We start from the raw sequence: 15744 nt of genomic DNA on the forward strand, positions 1-15744 counted from the left end.
CTGAAAAACCTTCTAAAACCAATTAAAATTGAATAAATAATAGAATATTCTTTTAAAAAATAAATTACCCTTGATGGATTCTATTCTGGTTAATAAAGATAAATAATCTTTCTTGCTTAATAACCCGCTTAAATTATTAAGGTAAAAATTGATTGACGTTATATTATTATCGATATCACGGAACTTAATTTTTGCAAGAGATTTTATATTTAATTCCAGCATTCTTAACTCACCACCCAGCTTGATAAGCTCTTTAGCGACAGATGAACCTTCAGGCTGATTGACTAGCAAATCAGCAATTATTTTTTCTATTTCATCAACTTTAGAAACGATTTTTCCAACGAGCATCGTTTGACCTTTATTAAAATTAGCTGTCAATGGCACTGCCTTACACTTCGACCAGCTTTCCGTCTTCAATTCTCAGTACCCGCTGGGCTTGACTTGCGATATCGGGATCGTGTGTCACCATCACTACGCTGGTTTTATGTACACTTTGCAGATCAAAAAATAATTTTAGAACCTTCTCAGCATTATGTGGATCCAGATTACCGGTAGGCTCATCCGCAAGTACGCACAAGGGTTCAGCGACGAGTGCGCGAGCGATAGCAACGCGCTGACGTTCACCGCCAGAAAGCTGACCCAGACGGTGCTGCATGCGATGCTGCAAGCCCACCTGCTCCAGCAGATGCGCTGCTCTTTCACGAACCTGCGCCGGCTCATCTCCACGAATTAATAAAGGCATGCCTACGTTTTCGAGCGCGGAAAACTCAGGTAATAAATGATGAAATTGATAAACAAAACCCAGGTATCGATTACGCATTTTGCATTTTTCAGTTTCTGAAATGGCATGCAGATTTTTTCCGTTCAGCATAACACGGCCATGCGTAGGACGATCCAGCCCTCCCAGTAAATGCAAAAAAGTGCTTTTACCTGATCCCGATGTACCCACAATCGCCACCATTTCAGACATACCGATTTCAAGATCCATATGGTGTAATACTTCGATTTTCGATGCACCATCCAAGTAAGTTTTTCCCAAATTATAACAAGCAAGAACAGGATTATTCATAGCGAAGCGACTCCACTGGATCCATTTTTGACGCACGCCAGGCGGGATAAATGGTTGCAATCAGGCTCAGAAACAAAGCTGCTACACTGATCTTGACAACGTCCATCCATTCGATTTCAGAAGGCAGATAATTAACGAAATACACATTCGAAGAAAGAAACTGAACACGAAATACATGCTCAATCCAGTTTACAATATCCGTCACATTCCATGCCAGCAGTACGCCTAGCACGACGCCCAACAACGTACCAAATACACCGATCAAACCGCCTTGCACAATGAAAATATTCATAATCATGTTGGGCGTTGCGCCGAATGTTCGCAGGATAGCAATGTCGGACTGCTTTTCATTGACCACCATCACCAGTGTCGCGACCAGATTAAACGCGGCCACTGCGATAATCAGCAACAGGATAAAAAACATCATGGTTTTTTCCAATTGAACGGCGTGGAAAAACTCGCCAAACTGATCCGCCCAGGTCGTGATACTTGCAGTAGGCGATAATTGGGTCATGAGATCACGCGCAATACTGGGTGCAGCATAAACATCTTTGATATTCAAATGCAGGCCGGTAACATTATCGCCCAGACCCATCAATTTTTGCGCATCATTCAAATGAATAAAGCCTAATCCGCGGTCAAAACCAAACCCTCCGCCCGCTTTAAAAATACCTACCACTGTGAAACGTTTCGCGCGAGGAATAACGCCAGCAGGTGAGATTGTTACCTGGGGAACAAAAACCGTCACTTTATCACCCGGGCTCACATCAAGCAGGCTGGCCAGGTTTTCTCCTAGCACGATGCCGAATTTTCCTGCCTGCAAGTCCGAGAGCCGTCCTTGCACCATTTTTTCGGCTACCGCAGACACTTTCTTCGCTTCCGCGGGCAGCACGCCTGTTAGCAGCGCAGGCTGGGCGGCCCCTCCTCCGCTGCTTAACAATACTTCGCCCGTTGCGAAAGGCGCCGAAGCCGTAATAGCTGGAAATTCAGTCATTGTCTTTTGCAAATCCTGCCACCCGGCGATATAGCCTGTCACACTGCTGATGGTCATGGGCGGCACCATCGTGAATACCCGTTTCTTTATTTCACGATCAAATCCATTCATGACGGACAAAACGGTAATCAGCACCATCACGCCCAATGCAATTCCAATCATGGAAACCAAGGAAATAAAAGAAATAAAATGATTGCGGCGTTTGGCACGCGTATAACGCAATCCTACAAACAGTGAAACCGGTCTAAACATGCAGCTCATTCCTATTAAAATGACAGCTACTGAATAATGTAAAAAAGTTTTTGGTGGTTTGTTCAGCAAATGTTTCCAGAGAAATATTGCGCAGCTTGGCAATATAGTCAGCCGTGTAGCGCACATATGCAGGCTCATTGGGCTTGCCCCGATGTGGATTCGGGGCAAGATAAGGGCAATCGGTTTCGATCAGAATGCGATCCAGTGGAACTTGTCTTGCGACATCCTGAAGTGTCACAGCGCTCTTGAATGTAACAATGCCTGAAAAAGAAATATAAAAATTCATATCCAATGCTTTTTTTGCCATTGCCCAATCTTCAGTAAAACAGTGCATGACGCCCTGCACCTGATCTGCTCTTTCTTCTTTCATTATGCGTATTGTATCGTCTTTTGCATCGCGCGTATGCACAATCAATGGCTTTCCTACCTTTTTTGCCGCCTCGATATGTGTGCGGAACCGTGTTCGCTGCCATTCAAGATCGCCGGTTGAACGAAAATAATCCAGGCCCGTTTCGCCTATGGCCACCACTTTAGGATGTTGCGCTAGTCGAATTAAAGTTGTCTCGTCCACATCGGTCACGGGCGCAGGATTTTCATTGGGATGCAGCCCTACTGATGTGCTCACAAAAGGATATCGCTCTGCTGTTTTAAGCAGCGTCGGAAAACCATCCAGCGCTACGCAGACATTTAGCAAATAGTGCACGCCTTGCTCCTGTGCTCGGGCAATGACCCGGTTTAAATCGCCTTCATCCGGCGTCAGGTCCAGCAAGTCAAGGTGACAATGTGAATCCACAAGAAACATATTCACCATCCTAGAGTGTGATTTTTTTATTTTTCCAAAGCGTGCGATCCCCCCAAAGATGGGATCGCCATGCATTGAATTCAACAATATTTTTAGCATTCATCATCAAGTTGACATCAGCGCTGACTTCCTTGAGATACCACTTAAATGTTTTACGAGCCTCATCATCTTCGGGTGATATTTCAAACATTAATTTTTCATGGCCAAAGGCTTTAACCAGCGCAAAGATCACGTCTTTGCGCCAGTCCTTCGGATCAGCGATACCTTCCGTGATGCCTTCGGATTCCACCATGAGCATATGCGCACCTGCTTCAAAAAAGCGTTCGCCTTCTTCAATTAACTCCTCAGGCGTTTTCACAGATTTTGTTTTGTTTTTATAGTCGAATTCCTGCACGCCGCCGCCTACGCTGCTCATGATAGTAATTTCTGGCTTTGGTTTCATGCCCATTTTTTTAATGCGTTTTACAATTTCCACCTGATCATCAAGGCGAAAATCCTGTGGATGCTCGAACATGCCGCTTGATACTTCAACGACATCAAAACCCAGACGCTGAGTTTCCTGCAAATAGTGATCAATATTTTTAGGATCCTGAATGACAATTCTTTCAATAAAACCACCTGTGTTCACATACACCTGGTGCTCATGCGCAAGATCCGTAAAAGCTTTTACGGTATTAGCCGTCAGCAAAGCCTGCGTACCGCCAGCGAATTTAAAACCATCAATATAATAACCCCATGTCTTAAGCAAATCGTTGAGCTGCTGCACAGTGAACGCTTCATAGTAAGGACCGCGTATTTCAGTAAGCCCTGACTGACGCGGTTTAGGCGCCAATGGTTTAAGATCGACAAAATCAAAACTGCGCTGATACAAATTTTCCATGTTTGCTCTCCTTGTTACGCTGCTGCATTCATCCACTGAATCAATACGCTTTCCACCAGCAGGGTTTTATTCAGATGAATGCCTGCATAAATTTCTGCACGCAGCCGTTGTAAATCAGCCATCAATTTGACATTTCGCTGAGGGTCGGTGCGTTCACTTAATGCTGTCAACTGCTCTTTATAATCCGTATTGAGAAGATTTTCCGCGCCCACACCCAACTGCAACCGTAACAGATCCATCGTCCAGCTCAGCATGTAATCGAGCAGATGCACAGGTTCCATATTTTGCACGTTCGCAGCCGATTTAAGCGGATCACCCTGCCGCTTTGCGAGTAAAGCGAGTGCATCAAATAATATTTGCCGCCCTGCAAGCTGATTTTCCTGTACCAGCTTCAGCGCCGCGAGCGGCGCGCCGTGCGCAAGCTTTAATAAAAGGGCAGGATCCGTTGCAGGATTCGCTAATTCGCTTTGTAACCACTGAAGCGCCTGCGTCTGATGTGGTCGCGGAAAAAGAATACGTTGGCAGCGGCTTAAAATCGTAGCGGGCAGCCGTGAAAATGAATCACTGATCAAGATAATCACGGCACCGGATGAGGGTTCTTCCAGCGTCTTGAGCAGTGCGTTTGCTGCGTTGGTATTCATGCTGTTAGCTGGGTGAATGATGATAATACGATATTCACCTTGTAAGGCAGACTGATAAATAAATTCATTGGCATCGCGTATTTGATCGACTTTAATCGCATGGCCTTCTTTCTCTGGTTCGATCCATAACACATTGGGGTGCGCTCTGCCCTCAATCAACCGACAGGCATGGCAGTGATAGCAGGGCTGATTGCTAAGTGTCGGTTGTTGGCACAACAAGAGGCGGGAAAACCGATCGGCAAAGATTGCTTTACCCGTTCCCGCAATACCAGCAAACAAAAGCGCGTGCGGCAAACGGTTTTGCTGTTTTAAGCGCAGAAGATAATCCCATTGATCCGCCTGCCAGGGATACATATTATTTTTTCCTGATAAATTCATCTAAAATACGGCGTACCTGATCCTGCACTAAACCCAGCCCCAGTGTTGCATCGATCAGCCGGATTCGCTCAGGATCCGCTTTTGCCCGTTCCAGGTAAACATTACGCACGCGTACAAAAAAATCTGTTTTTTCCTGCTCGATGCGGTCTTTTTGCGTTCCGCGTTTTTCTGCACGAGCGATACCCAGATCAGCGGGTACATCGAGCAGAAATGTTAAATCAGGATAAAGACCGTCTACAATCATTTTATCCAGCAGACTAATCTTATCCATTGCTATTCCGCGACCGCCGCCTTGATAAGCATAGCTTGCATCCACATAACGATCGCTTACGACCCATTTACCAGCCGATAAGGTCGGCTCAATGCACTGGCTGATATGTTGGGCGCGGCTCGCAAACATTAACAGGAGCTCTGTTTCAGGCGCGATTCCTTCTGAAGCGGTAGAATGCAGGAGCAACTTACGAATGGCTTCTGACACGTCCGTACCGCCCGGTTCACGTGTTAACACGACTTCAACCCCAGCCTTGACGAGGTAGTCTTGGATAAATTGCAATGCTGTACTTTTTCCCGCACCTTCAATGCCTTCAATCGTGATCAGTTTGCCGCGTGTCATACGAATAATTTTGAACCTATTTTTGGATAAGCTTTAAGTAAGATAGCATTCTGCGAATAATTTTTTAATGTCCCCGGAAACAGGGTATTCAAATATTCCTGTATCCTGGACGGATTAAAATAAGATTCGCGGCGTTTAATGGATTTCGCCACAGCCGTGTTATGTTCATCCAGTGTCCTGGAAAACTGATGGCTGCCATCGCCCTTTGCTACAAAATAATAATAATCATTTTGTTGTGGATGCATCGCTGCTTCAATGGAAACGAGACTAGGCATAGCGATGGGCGTAGGCGGCAATCCTTTGTGAACATAAGTATTATAAGCCGTATCTTCCTGCAGATTTTCCTTGTGAATTTTTCCTGCATACCGATCCCCCATACCATAAATCACAGTGGGATCGAATTGCAGCGGCATATTGTGACGGATCCGATTGACCAGCACGCCCGCAATGACAGGACGTTCGGCATCTAGGTACGCTTCCTTTTCAATCAGAGAAGCAGCTGTTAAGGCCTCATATTCATTCTTATAAGGAAGATCTGGCGCACGGTTTTGCCAGGCTTCTTTCAAGCGCTTTTGCATATAATCGAAAGCGCGTTTTAAAATAACCAGATCTGGATTATTACGCGTATAGGAGTAGGTTTCCGGAAAAAACTGTCCTTCCGGTGCAAGATCGGGATAACCCAGCCGTTCCATGATCTGCTTGTCATTCAGTTCACTTGTCACATGGCGCAGACCTTCTGCTTTGTTCAGCGCCTCGCGCAATTGATGAAAAGTCCAGCCGGGCACGATAGTGAAAGGATGGTAAACATGGCCCGTACCGTTTGTCAGCTGTTTCCAGATAGATGCTGGCGTGGATCCTTTTGGGAAAAGATATTCACCCGTTTTGAGCTGTGAACTCTTTTGCGGATAAACATACAAGGAAAACAGCAACGGATGCCGGATAATTCCCTGCTGGCTTAATTCGGTAATAACGACTTTCTTGGAAATGCCTGGTCGTAAATAATAAGTTACACCATTTTCTTCAGTAACTACTTTAGAAAACAGCGCGTTTGCGCAAAAACCTAAAAAACTGCCCAGCAGCAGTACGCCAACAATAAGTGTGTAAGAAATTGATTTTTTCATAGAAAAATAGGGATTAATTAATATGGATTGATTTTAACTGTGACAAGAGGGAATGGCTATGAAAAAATGGATTGGGTCATTTATTTTGTCATCCCCATTCCGCGGCCTTGCAGTAATCTGGATCCCGCTGACTAGCAACGGGACGACAGTAATTATTTTATGAGAAGAAAGGAAAAATTAGAAATCAAAAGGGGTTATCGTGTCATTCTTGATCGTTTATCATATGCAGTATCTTCTTGCCCAGACAGGGATCGTTTACCAAATCCTTCTGTCATGGTGATGCCTTGCGCAGCCATGGATTTTAGTTTTTCAAGCTGAATTTGCTGATCCACCATCGCCACCATGTTTCTCATTTGATTATCAACAACCTGCCTTTGCTCAGCCCAGATTGTATTTTGCACGCCTGCTGTGCGGTTTTGGTAAATCTGCAACATTTTGCCGAGCATGGAGCCGATCATTTCAAGGGCATCTATGCTGGGATTTGCTTCATATTGATTAATCAGCTGCTCCATAAACTGGATGCTGACAGGTTCAAAAGAAGTGGTAATACTTTGACTTTTGATAAACTGCTTGAGATGTTCAATCATATCACTATCCTCCAGGAATATTGAAAGTTTACCTAACTGTGTCATGCCGGCAAAAGTCGGCATAACAATCTGTGGTACTGTTATTATTTCATCTTCCTGAAAACCAATGTTCCATTCGTTCCGCCAAATCCAAATGAGTTGGAAAGCGAAACATCAATCTTCATGGGCTGCGCCTGATTGGGAACGAAATTCAGATCACAACTCTCGCTGGGATTTTCCAGATTGATCGTAGGAGGCGCCACCTGGTCACGAATGGCAAGAATAGAAAAGATAGCTTCCACCGCACCCGCTGCACCCAGTAAATGGCCAGTCATGGATTTGGTAGAGCTGACAGCTAATTGATACGCATGATCACCGAAGGTACGTTTAATGCCTTTAACCTCCAGTTCATCACCTGCAGGCGTGGAAGTAGCGTGGGCATTGATATATTGCACTTCTTCGGGCTTAATACCCGCATCGATGAGCGAAGCTTTCATAGCACTGGCTGCGCCTTTGCCTTCAGGGTCAGGCGAAGTCATGTGATGTGCATCTGCACTCATGCCAAAACCAATTAATTCCGCATAAATTTTTGCACCGCGCGCTTTGGCGTGTTCATATTCCTCGAGAACAATAACCCCTGCACCGTCACCCAATACAAAACCATCACGGTCTTTATCCCAGGGGCGGCTTGCTTTTTCCGGCGCATCGTTACGTGTAGAGAGTGCACGCATGGAAGCAAAGCCGGCAAGACCCAGCTTGGTGGTCGCCATTTCTGACGCGCCTGCAATCATGACATCTGCATCACCATAAACAATAGTGCGTGCAGCAACACCGATATTATGTGTCCCCGTTGTGCATGCGGAGACCAGTGCAATATTCGGACCGCGCATACCGTATTGAATAGAGAGGTTGCCTGCGATCATATTGATCAGGGCACCTGGAATAAAAAAGGGAGAAATCCTGCGAGGTCCGGATTCCAGCATGACAGCATGCGATTTTTCAATCAAGGGCAATCCGCCAATCCCTGAACCGACAGCAAGACCAATGCGGTGTGCATTCGCCTCAGAGACTTCCAAGCCCGAATCCTGAATGGCTTGCATCGCTGCAGCCATTCCATATTGAATAAAATAATCGCGTTTTCGTGCTTCTTTTTCCGACATGTAGGGGGACGCGTCAAAGTTTTTGACACGGCTGCAAATTTGGCAGCTGAGATCAGACGCATCAAAATGATCAATTGCGGCCACACCGCTTTTACCCGCGATAATAGCCTTCCACGTACTTTCCATATCATGGCCAAGTGGTGTCACCATCCCCAGGCCTGTTACTACAACACGCCGTTTATTCAAGCTGAAAACCCTCTTCTCGATTAGGAACAAGATAGAACAATCGTAGCGCGGCTTGATTAGCTGGCTTTTGTTTCCTTTTCCATACGGTTAACAATGTAGTTAACTGCGTCTTTAATCGTGACGATTTTTTCTGCATCTTCGTCTGGAATTTCTGTTTCAAATTCTTCTTCGAGCGCCATTACTAATTCCACTGTATCCAGTGAATCTGCGCCTAAATCATCCACAAATGAAGCGTCAGTGGTAACTTCATCTTCCTTGACACCCAGTTGTTCAACCACGATTTTTTTAACTCGTGCTTCAATTTCATTCGTTTTCATAGTCATGATTACTCTATCCTCTTTTGATAAAAAACAATAATTATTAGCCTTCTCTGCAGGAGATAAAACCCGACACTCCCTATCCTTGCCTGCACCGAATTACTCCGACACCACCCTTGAAAAGCGCGGGTCGGGTTATAATTTGTGCTAGTTTATTCGAAAACCGCGAAGTTGCAAGATGGAATTTCAGGTTTGTACATTAGTTCATATACATACCGCCATTTACGTGCAGGGTCTGACCCGTGATATAACCGGCCGCCTTTGATGCCAGAAACAGTACTGCAGCAGCGATGTCCTCGATACTTCCCATACGCTGCATGGGGATACGCTGGAAAATCGCTTCGCGCTGTTCATCGGACAGGGCGTTGGTCATGTCCGTCGCAATAAATCCGGGTGATACGGTGTTCACTGTAATATCGCGTGAGCCTACTTCAAGTGCCAGCGCCTTGCTAAACCCGACCACGCCTGCTTTTGCCGCAGCATAGTTAGCCTGGCCCGGGTTTCCCATGGAACCGACTACTGAGCCGATGTTGATAATACGGCCCCATCTGGCCTTTAGCATATCTTTGATGCAAGCCTTACTAAGGCGATAGATAGAGTTCAGGTTTGTATCAATGACCTGAAACCACTCGTCATCCTTCATGCGCAAAAACAGATTATCCTGTGTCACCGCCGCGTTATTCACTAAAATATTGACGGCACCATAATGGCTCTTGATAGCGGCCATCAACGCATTGATGGAGTCAGGTGAGGTCACGTTTAATACCATGCCTGCCCCGTTCAAGCCTTCGTTTTGAAAAGCAAGTGTAATACGATCCGCGCCTTCCTGTGTCGTTGCTGTCCCTACTACGACCGCACCCGCCCGTCCTAAAGTCAGGGCGATACCGTGCCCTATGCCGCGACTTGCGCCCGTCACCAATACGACTTTATCCGCCAGTAATCCTTCGCCAAACATGATGCGCTCCTATTCTGTTTCTAACGTCAATACAGCTTCAAGACCTGCGAGATCGGATGTCGCCATGAGCTGCAGGCTTTTATCAATGCGCTTGTTCAAGCCGGTCAATACTTTGCCCGGACCACATTCAGTTATATGCGAAACCCCTGCCTGGATCATCTGCTGAATCATCTCTACCCAGCGTACCGGGCTATACAATTGCCTAACTAAGCCGTCACGAATCGAATCCGCACCGCGGTAAGGCATCACATCCACATTGCTCAGCACGGGAATCATCGGTTGTTGCAAGGTCATACCCGCCAATAATTCAACCAGCCGGACTGCTGCCGGCCGCATTAGTTCGCAATGAGAAGGTACGCTGACCGGGATAAGCGTGGCAAGTTTTGCCCCCTGCGCTTTGGCGAGCGCCACTGCCCGTATAACGGCTGCCTGATGACCAGCCACTACAATTTGGCCAATACTGTTAAAATTCGCTGGTGATAATATTTCATCTTCGGAAGTAACAGACTGTTTACAAATCGCTGCTACCTGAGTCTCATCTAGTCCGATGATAGCCGCCATGGCGCCTATACCCGGTGGAACAGCCTCCTGCATATACTGACCGCGGGCTGCCACAATGCGGACCGCATCGCTAAAAGCTAACGCACCAGCACAAACGAGAGCAGTATATTCACCCAGGCTATGGCCCGCCAGCATCGCGGGTTTTAGTGGTTTTCTTGACTGCAGGATTCGCCATATCGCATAAGAGCCCGTGAGTAAGGCTGGCTGCGTATGCGTGGTCTTGTCCAGTTCCTCGGCAGGGCCTTGGCAAACCAGCTTCCACATGTCATAACCCAAAAGATCAGACGCTTCAGTGAAGGTTTCTTTAACTTCGCCAAACTGAGCGGCTATGTCCCCCAGCATTCCCACTGATTGTGATCCTTGCCCCGGAAAAACAATAGAAAATGATTTGTTAGTCATTATGTTATCAACCATTATTCATTTAGTACTTTACCAAGGCCGAGCCCCAGGCAAGGCCGCCGCCGAATCCTTCCATCATCAGCATCTGACCGCGTTTTATGCGTCCATCACGCACAGCCTGGTCGAGCGCCAGAGGAATAGAAGCGCTTGAAGTGTTACCCTGCTTGTCCAAGGTAATGGCCACCCGCTCCATTGGCAAGTTAAGCTTTTTAGCCATGGCCTGAATAATTCGCATATTCGCCTGATGTGGAACAAGCCAATCCACATCGGATTTTTGCAATCCATTCGCAGCCAGGGTTTCATCGAAAAGGTCACCCAGAATATTAACAGCCAGTTTGAAAAGCGGGTTACCTAGCATTTTAACTGACTCAAGGTTGGGTGTTTTACGTGTTCCCAAAGGAAGGTAAAGCACGTCTTTATGGGTACCATCCGCATGCAAATGTGTCGATAAAATACCGGGCTCTTCACTTTTACCTAGCACCACTGCGCCTGCACCGTCACCGAAAAGCACACAGGTGCTGCGGTCATTCCAGTCAACCACACGCGACATTATTTCGCTGCCGATGACAAGTGCATTTTTTATTGTGCCTGTTCGAATAAATTGGTCAGCAATGCTAAAGCCATACATAAAGCCCGCACACGCCGTTGCGTTTAAATCAAAAGCGGGGCAACCCGCAATGCCAAAGCGCTCTTGCAGCAAACAGGCCGTGCTGGGAAAAACCATATAAGGTGTTGTAGAAGCAACAATAATCATTTCCACATCGTGAGGCTGAAGCCCAGCTGCTGCTAACGCAGCGCGCGCAGCCTGATCTGCCATAGTAACGGCGTTTTCATCATCCGCTGCAATATGGCGTTCCTTGATGCCGGTGCGCTCCACAATCCATTCATTTGTTGTGTCGACCATTTTTTCCATGTCGTGGTTGGTGAGCACTTTTTCAGGAAGGTAACTGCCGGTGCCTAAAATTTTGGAATATGTCATGTGTTTCACTCACTTTCAGAGTGTAATGAGGGATTTTTTAATAACCGCTCGACTTCGTGCCGAATACGTTCAGGAACATTCTTCTCAACGCCAATCATGGCTTCTTCAATGGCATGCATAAAAGCTTGACTCTTTGCACCGCCATGGCTTTTTATCACGGTTCCCTGGAGGCCAATAAAGGTGGCTCCATTATAGCGGGCCGGATCGATCCGCTTCACAAATGCTTTTAGGACGGGTTTAACCATCAAGCCGGCAAGCTTAGTAAACAGGTTGCGCATGAAAGCTTCTTTGATCAGCTTGCCAATAAAAATGGCAACCCCTTCTGTGGTTTTAAGTGTCACATTCCCTACAAAGCCGTCACACACTACTACATCCGCATCGCCCTGATAAATAACGTCGCCTTCAATATAACCGGCATAATTAATAGCGCTAAGCGTGGTTAACAGCTGCGCGGTTTGTTTAACCTGCTCATTGCCTTTAATTTCTTCTTCACCAATATTCAGCAAATAGACTTTAGGATTTTCAATATTGTCTACCGCAGAAGCCAGTACGGAACCCATGACGGCAAATTGAACCAGATGTTCAGCACTGGAATCCACATTGGCGCCCAGGTCCAGCATACGCATATTTTTAGCCGGATTCATGGTAGGAAAAGTAGAAACAATGGCAGGCCGATCAATGCCGGGCAGGGTTTTCAGGACAAAGCGGGCTGTCGCCATTAAAGCACCCGTATTGCCTGCGCTCACGCAAGCCTGGGCACGGCCTTCTTTAACCAGATTGATCGCTACCCGCATGGAAGAATCTTTTTTAGTCCGCAACGCCTGCGAAGGAAGCTCATCCATTTCAACCTGCTGCGAGGCATGCTGAATGGTCAATCGCTGGTTATCGTATGAACGTGATTGCAAGGCGCGCTGCAAAACCGCCTGGTCTCCCACCAAGATAAGGTGCAAGTCAGGGTATTTGGCCAGGGCTTCCAGCGAAGCGGGAACAGTAACGGGAGGACCGTGATCGCCTCCCATTGCATCAATTGCTATGATAATGCGAGTCAAACAGATTACTCTTCGTCGTTTTCTTCTTCAACAGTAACGGATTTATTAATCACCTGCCGGCCCTTGTAGTAACCTTCCGGGCTAATGTGGTGACGACGATGAGTTTCACCCGTAGCAGCATCAACAGACAATGTCGGTTTTGTTAAACCATCATGTGAACGACGCATGCCACGTCTTGAACGCGTTACTCGACTTTTTTGAACAGCCATTGTGGAGACTCCCCAATTTCTAATTTATAAAAACCCAGCGCAGCGCCGGATTTTTCTCTATGTTTACATCCGCTTGCACGACAATTCCTTCGTGCGCTTGGTCCTAAGGAAAAAGACCTCTCTTTTCCCCGAAAAACCTTTAGTAATGAAATTATTGCTGCTTGTGCTTTTTTAAAGATTCCAGCACACGAAAAGGATTTTCACCTTTCTCCTGCTCCCATCCTGAATCGGATAAAGGCAGTTTTACTTTGCAATCTTCAGGCTCGTGCCTAGGAATAATTGGCAAGTTTAAAATAATCTCATCTTCAATCAGGTCTCTTAATGCCAGCTGACCGTCTGTTGCCAAGGCAGGTTCATATCGCTCCGGCAACGCATTGGCTTCGTCCAGCGTGGTAACGATACCCAGGACAAAGTCCGACATTATTTCATAAACAAAGGGCTCCATACAACGCTGACATTGCAATGACAGCTTGGTTTCCAGGTGCCCTTTTAAAAATCGGATGCCCTGCTCATCAATCCCGAATTGCAAATCAACGGTAACACCCCCATCCGAGCTCACGATAGAGCTAAGACGATGCATGCTGGCAATTTTCACTATACCGTCCAGACCTAAGTTCTGTTCAGCATAGCGAAAGGGATCTATATGTTCTGGTATCAATTTTTCAGGCATGTGCGCATTTTATGGGTGCTTACCCCATGTGTCAAATAAGATTCATCATTCTTACGTAGTATAATCGGTTTTATAAAAATATAACCTTAATCAAGAGCAACCAATCTTTATTAAGTATTAAACCAGATTAAGTATTAAACCAGCTAAACATCTCTTAAGAATATCTTAAGCTTACAGGGAGTACACTTTACGCCATTCCTATATTTTAAAAATAAAGCAAAATGAGGGGACAAAATGAGTGCAAGCCGCGATTCGGTGGTAATTGATTTTTCTCAGTTAAATCAGGGAAACATGGATGAATCCTCGATTCCGGACAATTCTACGGAAATTACCCCTCTTCTTACGCGGAACCCAATAGATAAGCCCGCCTCCAAGCATGCGCAAACATTGAAATTTATTGCCGCCACTGCCATTGGTACACTGCATGCCTCCAACCTCGGCTTTAATGCTTTGGGCGCCAGAACAAATACTTCCGCTAAGGAGTACAGTCTGGAATGGTTTTCCAGTCTATCTACTTCCGAGCAGGCGAACGCCGTCATCAGCGCTTTATCTTCATTCAGTATTAATGCCGTCATGTTTAGCCGTTTTAACCTTAAAGCGGTGGAGAGTGTTTTAAATAATCTCAAAGAAAGCCGCCTCCTGAGCGTGGTGTTGGGACTGGTTGCTTCCTATGGTGGTCTTCCCATGTTTGCCATCGCTATTGCAGGCTATCTGTGGGCCCCTACCTCGGTAGGCTATTTTTTTGGCACCCTGTCATTTATTAATACGACTACCAGCCGCTTCACCGGTTTATTTGATGTCTGGCACAGTATAAAAAATCGGCTTGATGTGGAACTGAGATTACAAAAATCTGCCATTGAAAGACTGGAGCATGTGAACCCAACGTACCATGGGGAAATTTCCAACTTTCTGCAAGGAAAATCACTCGACCATGATACCTTTATCCGTTTAATGGAACACCTGGATGGACTGGATCAAGAACACCATGATGTCTTTAAGCCTGGTACCGCTTCCGAACAAGTGAAAAATGCTGGCAAGGCGCTGGTCGATGGTTCACTCGTCATCGTTTGCTCCATCTTTGCGCTTATTGCCTTCTCTCAGAAGGGCCTAGACGGTTTAATCAAGCTGGAAGAAATTTTCAGCGATCACAGCAACATCAAGACTTGGGATAAAGGCGTGCAGTTTCTCATCGGCCTGCCTGCAGGCATTATTTCTGCGATTTTTTATGGCAGAAATGCAGCAGAAACACGCGAAACAATGCTTCAAAGTTTAAAGATTATAAAAGAAGCGTTCCAGCGTTTCCCGCAAAAGCCAATGCAATCATCTGTAACTTTAGCCAACGAGGGAACGCTCGGCGTAATCAATTATTATGGCGGCGATGCCATGCGCAGCGTTGGTCAGGGTATTTTAGCCAATCCTCATAATGTCTATAAGGGAACGCTTTTTCCCTCAGATCCCGAAAGCCAAACCCCCTCTTCCTGGCTCTCAAGTTTGCAACATTTCATGAGCGATAGTTTCCCTGCTTTCACTGCCTCCATTGGCGCCATTGTAAACAGCGTTGTTACTTTCAAAGCCCTTAATACCAAAATCGCACCGCCGCCCAGTGAGGGCAAGTTATCACCGACCCTTGAAGATGTGGTGACGTATGAAAAAGCCAACACGTTTAAGCAGCAAGACAAAGGCTTTCTTGGGAATCTAAGTATTTTCCAAAAAGCAAAAGCCCCGCTTACACCATCCGTGTTGACCCCTCATCAACAACCGGATTTAATACCTTATAACAAAGTTTAATTCGTCCCGGAAAACTCAAGTGCGGCCAGCACGTTCGCGCTTGACTCCTCTGACGCGGAATCTTGCACGCATGACAGAATTCGGCATCAAAAACTTCACCCGTCATTTTGTCATGCCTCCAACAATGAAAACACCAGGTAAAGACGTTGCCATCC

General features: G+C 46.2%; 18 protein-coding genes. 1 reads left to right on the forward strand and 17 read right to left on the reverse strand.

Translation table 11 applies throughout. The features are described from left to right. Positions 1-12 precede the first annotated feature (12 nt). From AQUSIP_RS05520 to AQUSIP_RS05600, 17 genes are all read right to left on the reverse strand, one after another. Positions 13-378 (reverse strand): hypothetical protein, encoded by a 366-nt coding sequence (locus AQUSIP_RS05520; protein ID WP_114833921.1) that lies wholly within the window; start codon positions 376-378, stop codon positions 13-15. A 10-nt stretch (positions 379-388) separates the two neighbouring features. After that, the gene (gene lolD, locus AQUSIP_RS05525) at positions 389-1069 is read right to left on the reverse strand and encodes a lipoprotein-releasing ABC transporter ATP-binding protein LolD (protein WP_114833920.1); all 681 of its coding nucleotides are present in this window, start codon (positions 1067-1069) and stop codon (positions 389-391) included. Next, positions 1062-2315 (reverse strand): lipoprotein-releasing ABC transporter permease subunit, encoded by a 1254-nt coding sequence (locus AQUSIP_RS05530; protein ID WP_114833919.1) that lies wholly within the window; start codon positions 2313-2315, stop codon positions 1062-1064. Before AQUSIP_RS05530 ends, lolD begins: the two co-directional genes overlap by 8 nt. Then, on the reverse strand, positions 2308-3117 hold the full coding sequence (locus tag AQUSIP_RS05535) for a TatD family hydrolase (protein ID WP_114833918.1): 810 nt from the start codon (positions 3115-3117) through the stop codon (positions 2308-2310). The genes AQUSIP_RS05530 and AQUSIP_RS05535 overlap by 8 nt, the downstream gene beginning before the upstream one ends. 10 nt (positions 3118-3127) lie before the next feature. Further along, positions 3128-3997, reverse strand: coding sequence for a phosphosulfolactate synthase (locus AQUSIP_RS05540; RefSeq protein WP_114833917.1), 870 nt, complete (start codon positions 3995-3997; stop codon positions 3128-3130). Between the two features lie 14 nt (positions 3998-4011). Then, positions 4012-5016 carry a DNA polymerase III subunit delta' gene (locus AQUSIP_RS05545; RefSeq protein ID WP_114833916.1) on the reverse strand — a complete coding sequence of 335 codons (1005 nt, stop codon included), beginning with the start codon at positions 5014-5016 and terminating at the stop codon, positions 4012-4014. After that, complete coding sequence (gene tmk, locus AQUSIP_RS05550; protein WP_114833915.1) at positions 4994-5629, reverse strand: dTMP kinase; 636 nt, start codon at positions 5627-5629, stop codon at positions 4994-4996. The genes AQUSIP_RS05545 and tmk overlap by 23 nt, the downstream gene beginning before the upstream one ends. Beyond that, on the reverse strand, positions 5626-6750 hold the full coding sequence (gene mltG / locus AQUSIP_RS05555; protein ID WP_114833914.1) for an endolytic transglycosylase MltG: 1125 nt from the start codon (positions 6748-6750) through the stop codon (positions 5626-5628). The genes tmk and mltG overlap by 4 nt, the downstream gene beginning before the upstream one ends. Positions 6751-6944: 194 nt before the next feature. Next, positions 6945-7337 (reverse strand): hypothetical protein, encoded by a 393-nt coding sequence (locus tag AQUSIP_RS05560; RefSeq protein WP_147277468.1) that lies wholly within the window; start codon positions 7335-7337, stop codon positions 6945-6947. An 83-nt stretch (positions 7338-7420) separates the two neighbouring features. After that, positions 7421-8662: a beta-ketoacyl-ACP synthase II gene (gene fabF, locus AQUSIP_RS05565; RefSeq protein WP_114833912.1), complete on the reverse strand. Its 1242-nt coding sequence runs from the start codon at positions 8660-8662 to the stop codon at positions 7421-7423. A gap of 56 nt (positions 8663-8718) precedes the next feature. Further along, positions 8719-8979: an acyl carrier protein gene (gene acpP, locus AQUSIP_RS05570; protein ID WP_114833996.1), complete on the reverse strand. Its 261-nt coding sequence runs from the start codon at positions 8977-8979 to the stop codon at positions 8719-8721. 199 nt (positions 8980-9178) lie between these two features. Continuing rightward, complete coding sequence (gene fabG / locus AQUSIP_RS05575) at positions 9179-9934, reverse strand: 3-oxoacyl-ACP reductase FabG (RefSeq protein ID WP_114833911.1); 756 nt, start codon at positions 9932-9934, stop codon at positions 9179-9181. Between the two features lie 9 nt (positions 9935-9943). Beyond that, positions 9944-10894: an ACP S-malonyltransferase gene (gene fabD, locus AQUSIP_RS05580; protein WP_114833910.1), complete on the reverse strand. Its 951-nt coding sequence runs from the start codon at positions 10892-10894 to the stop codon at positions 9944-9946. 22 nt (positions 10895-10916) lie between these two features. Beyond that, positions 10917-11873, reverse strand: a complete 957-nt coding sequence (locus AQUSIP_RS05585) for a beta-ketoacyl-ACP synthase III (RefSeq protein WP_114833909.1) — start codon at positions 11871-11873, stop codon at positions 10917-10919. 5 nt (positions 11874-11878) lie between these two features. Then, positions 11879-12922 carry a phosphate acyltransferase PlsX gene (plsX, locus tag AQUSIP_RS05590; RefSeq protein WP_114833908.1) on the reverse strand — a complete coding sequence of 348 codons (1044 nt, stop codon included), beginning with the start codon at positions 12920-12922 and terminating at the stop codon, positions 11879-11881. Between the two features lie 5 nt (positions 12923-12927). Continuing rightward, the gene (gene rpmF, locus AQUSIP_RS05595) at positions 12928-13131 is read right to left on the reverse strand and encodes a 50S ribosomal protein L32 (RefSeq protein WP_114833907.1); all 204 of its coding nucleotides are present in this window, start codon (positions 13129-13131) and stop codon (positions 12928-12930) included. A gap of 151 nt (positions 13132-13282) precedes the next feature. Then, the gene (locus AQUSIP_RS05600; protein ID WP_114833906.1) at positions 13283-13801 is read right to left on the reverse strand and encodes a YceD family protein; all 519 of its coding nucleotides are present in this window, start codon (positions 13799-13801) and stop codon (positions 13283-13285) included. Positions 13802-14035: 234 nt separating this feature from the next. On the opposite strand from AQUSIP_RS05600, the gene AQUSIP_RS05605 reads away from it, so the two are divergent. Next, positions 14036-15589 (forward strand): hypothetical protein, encoded by a 1554-nt coding sequence (locus AQUSIP_RS05605; RefSeq protein WP_114833905.1) that lies wholly within the window; start codon positions 14036-14038, stop codon positions 15587-15589. Positions 15590-15744: the final 155 nt, after the last annotated feature.

Source organism: Aquicella lusitana (assembly GCF_902459475.1).
GTDB classification, from domain to species: Bacteria; Pseudomonadota; Gammaproteobacteria; order DSM-16500; family DSM-16500; genus Aquicella; species Aquicella lusitana.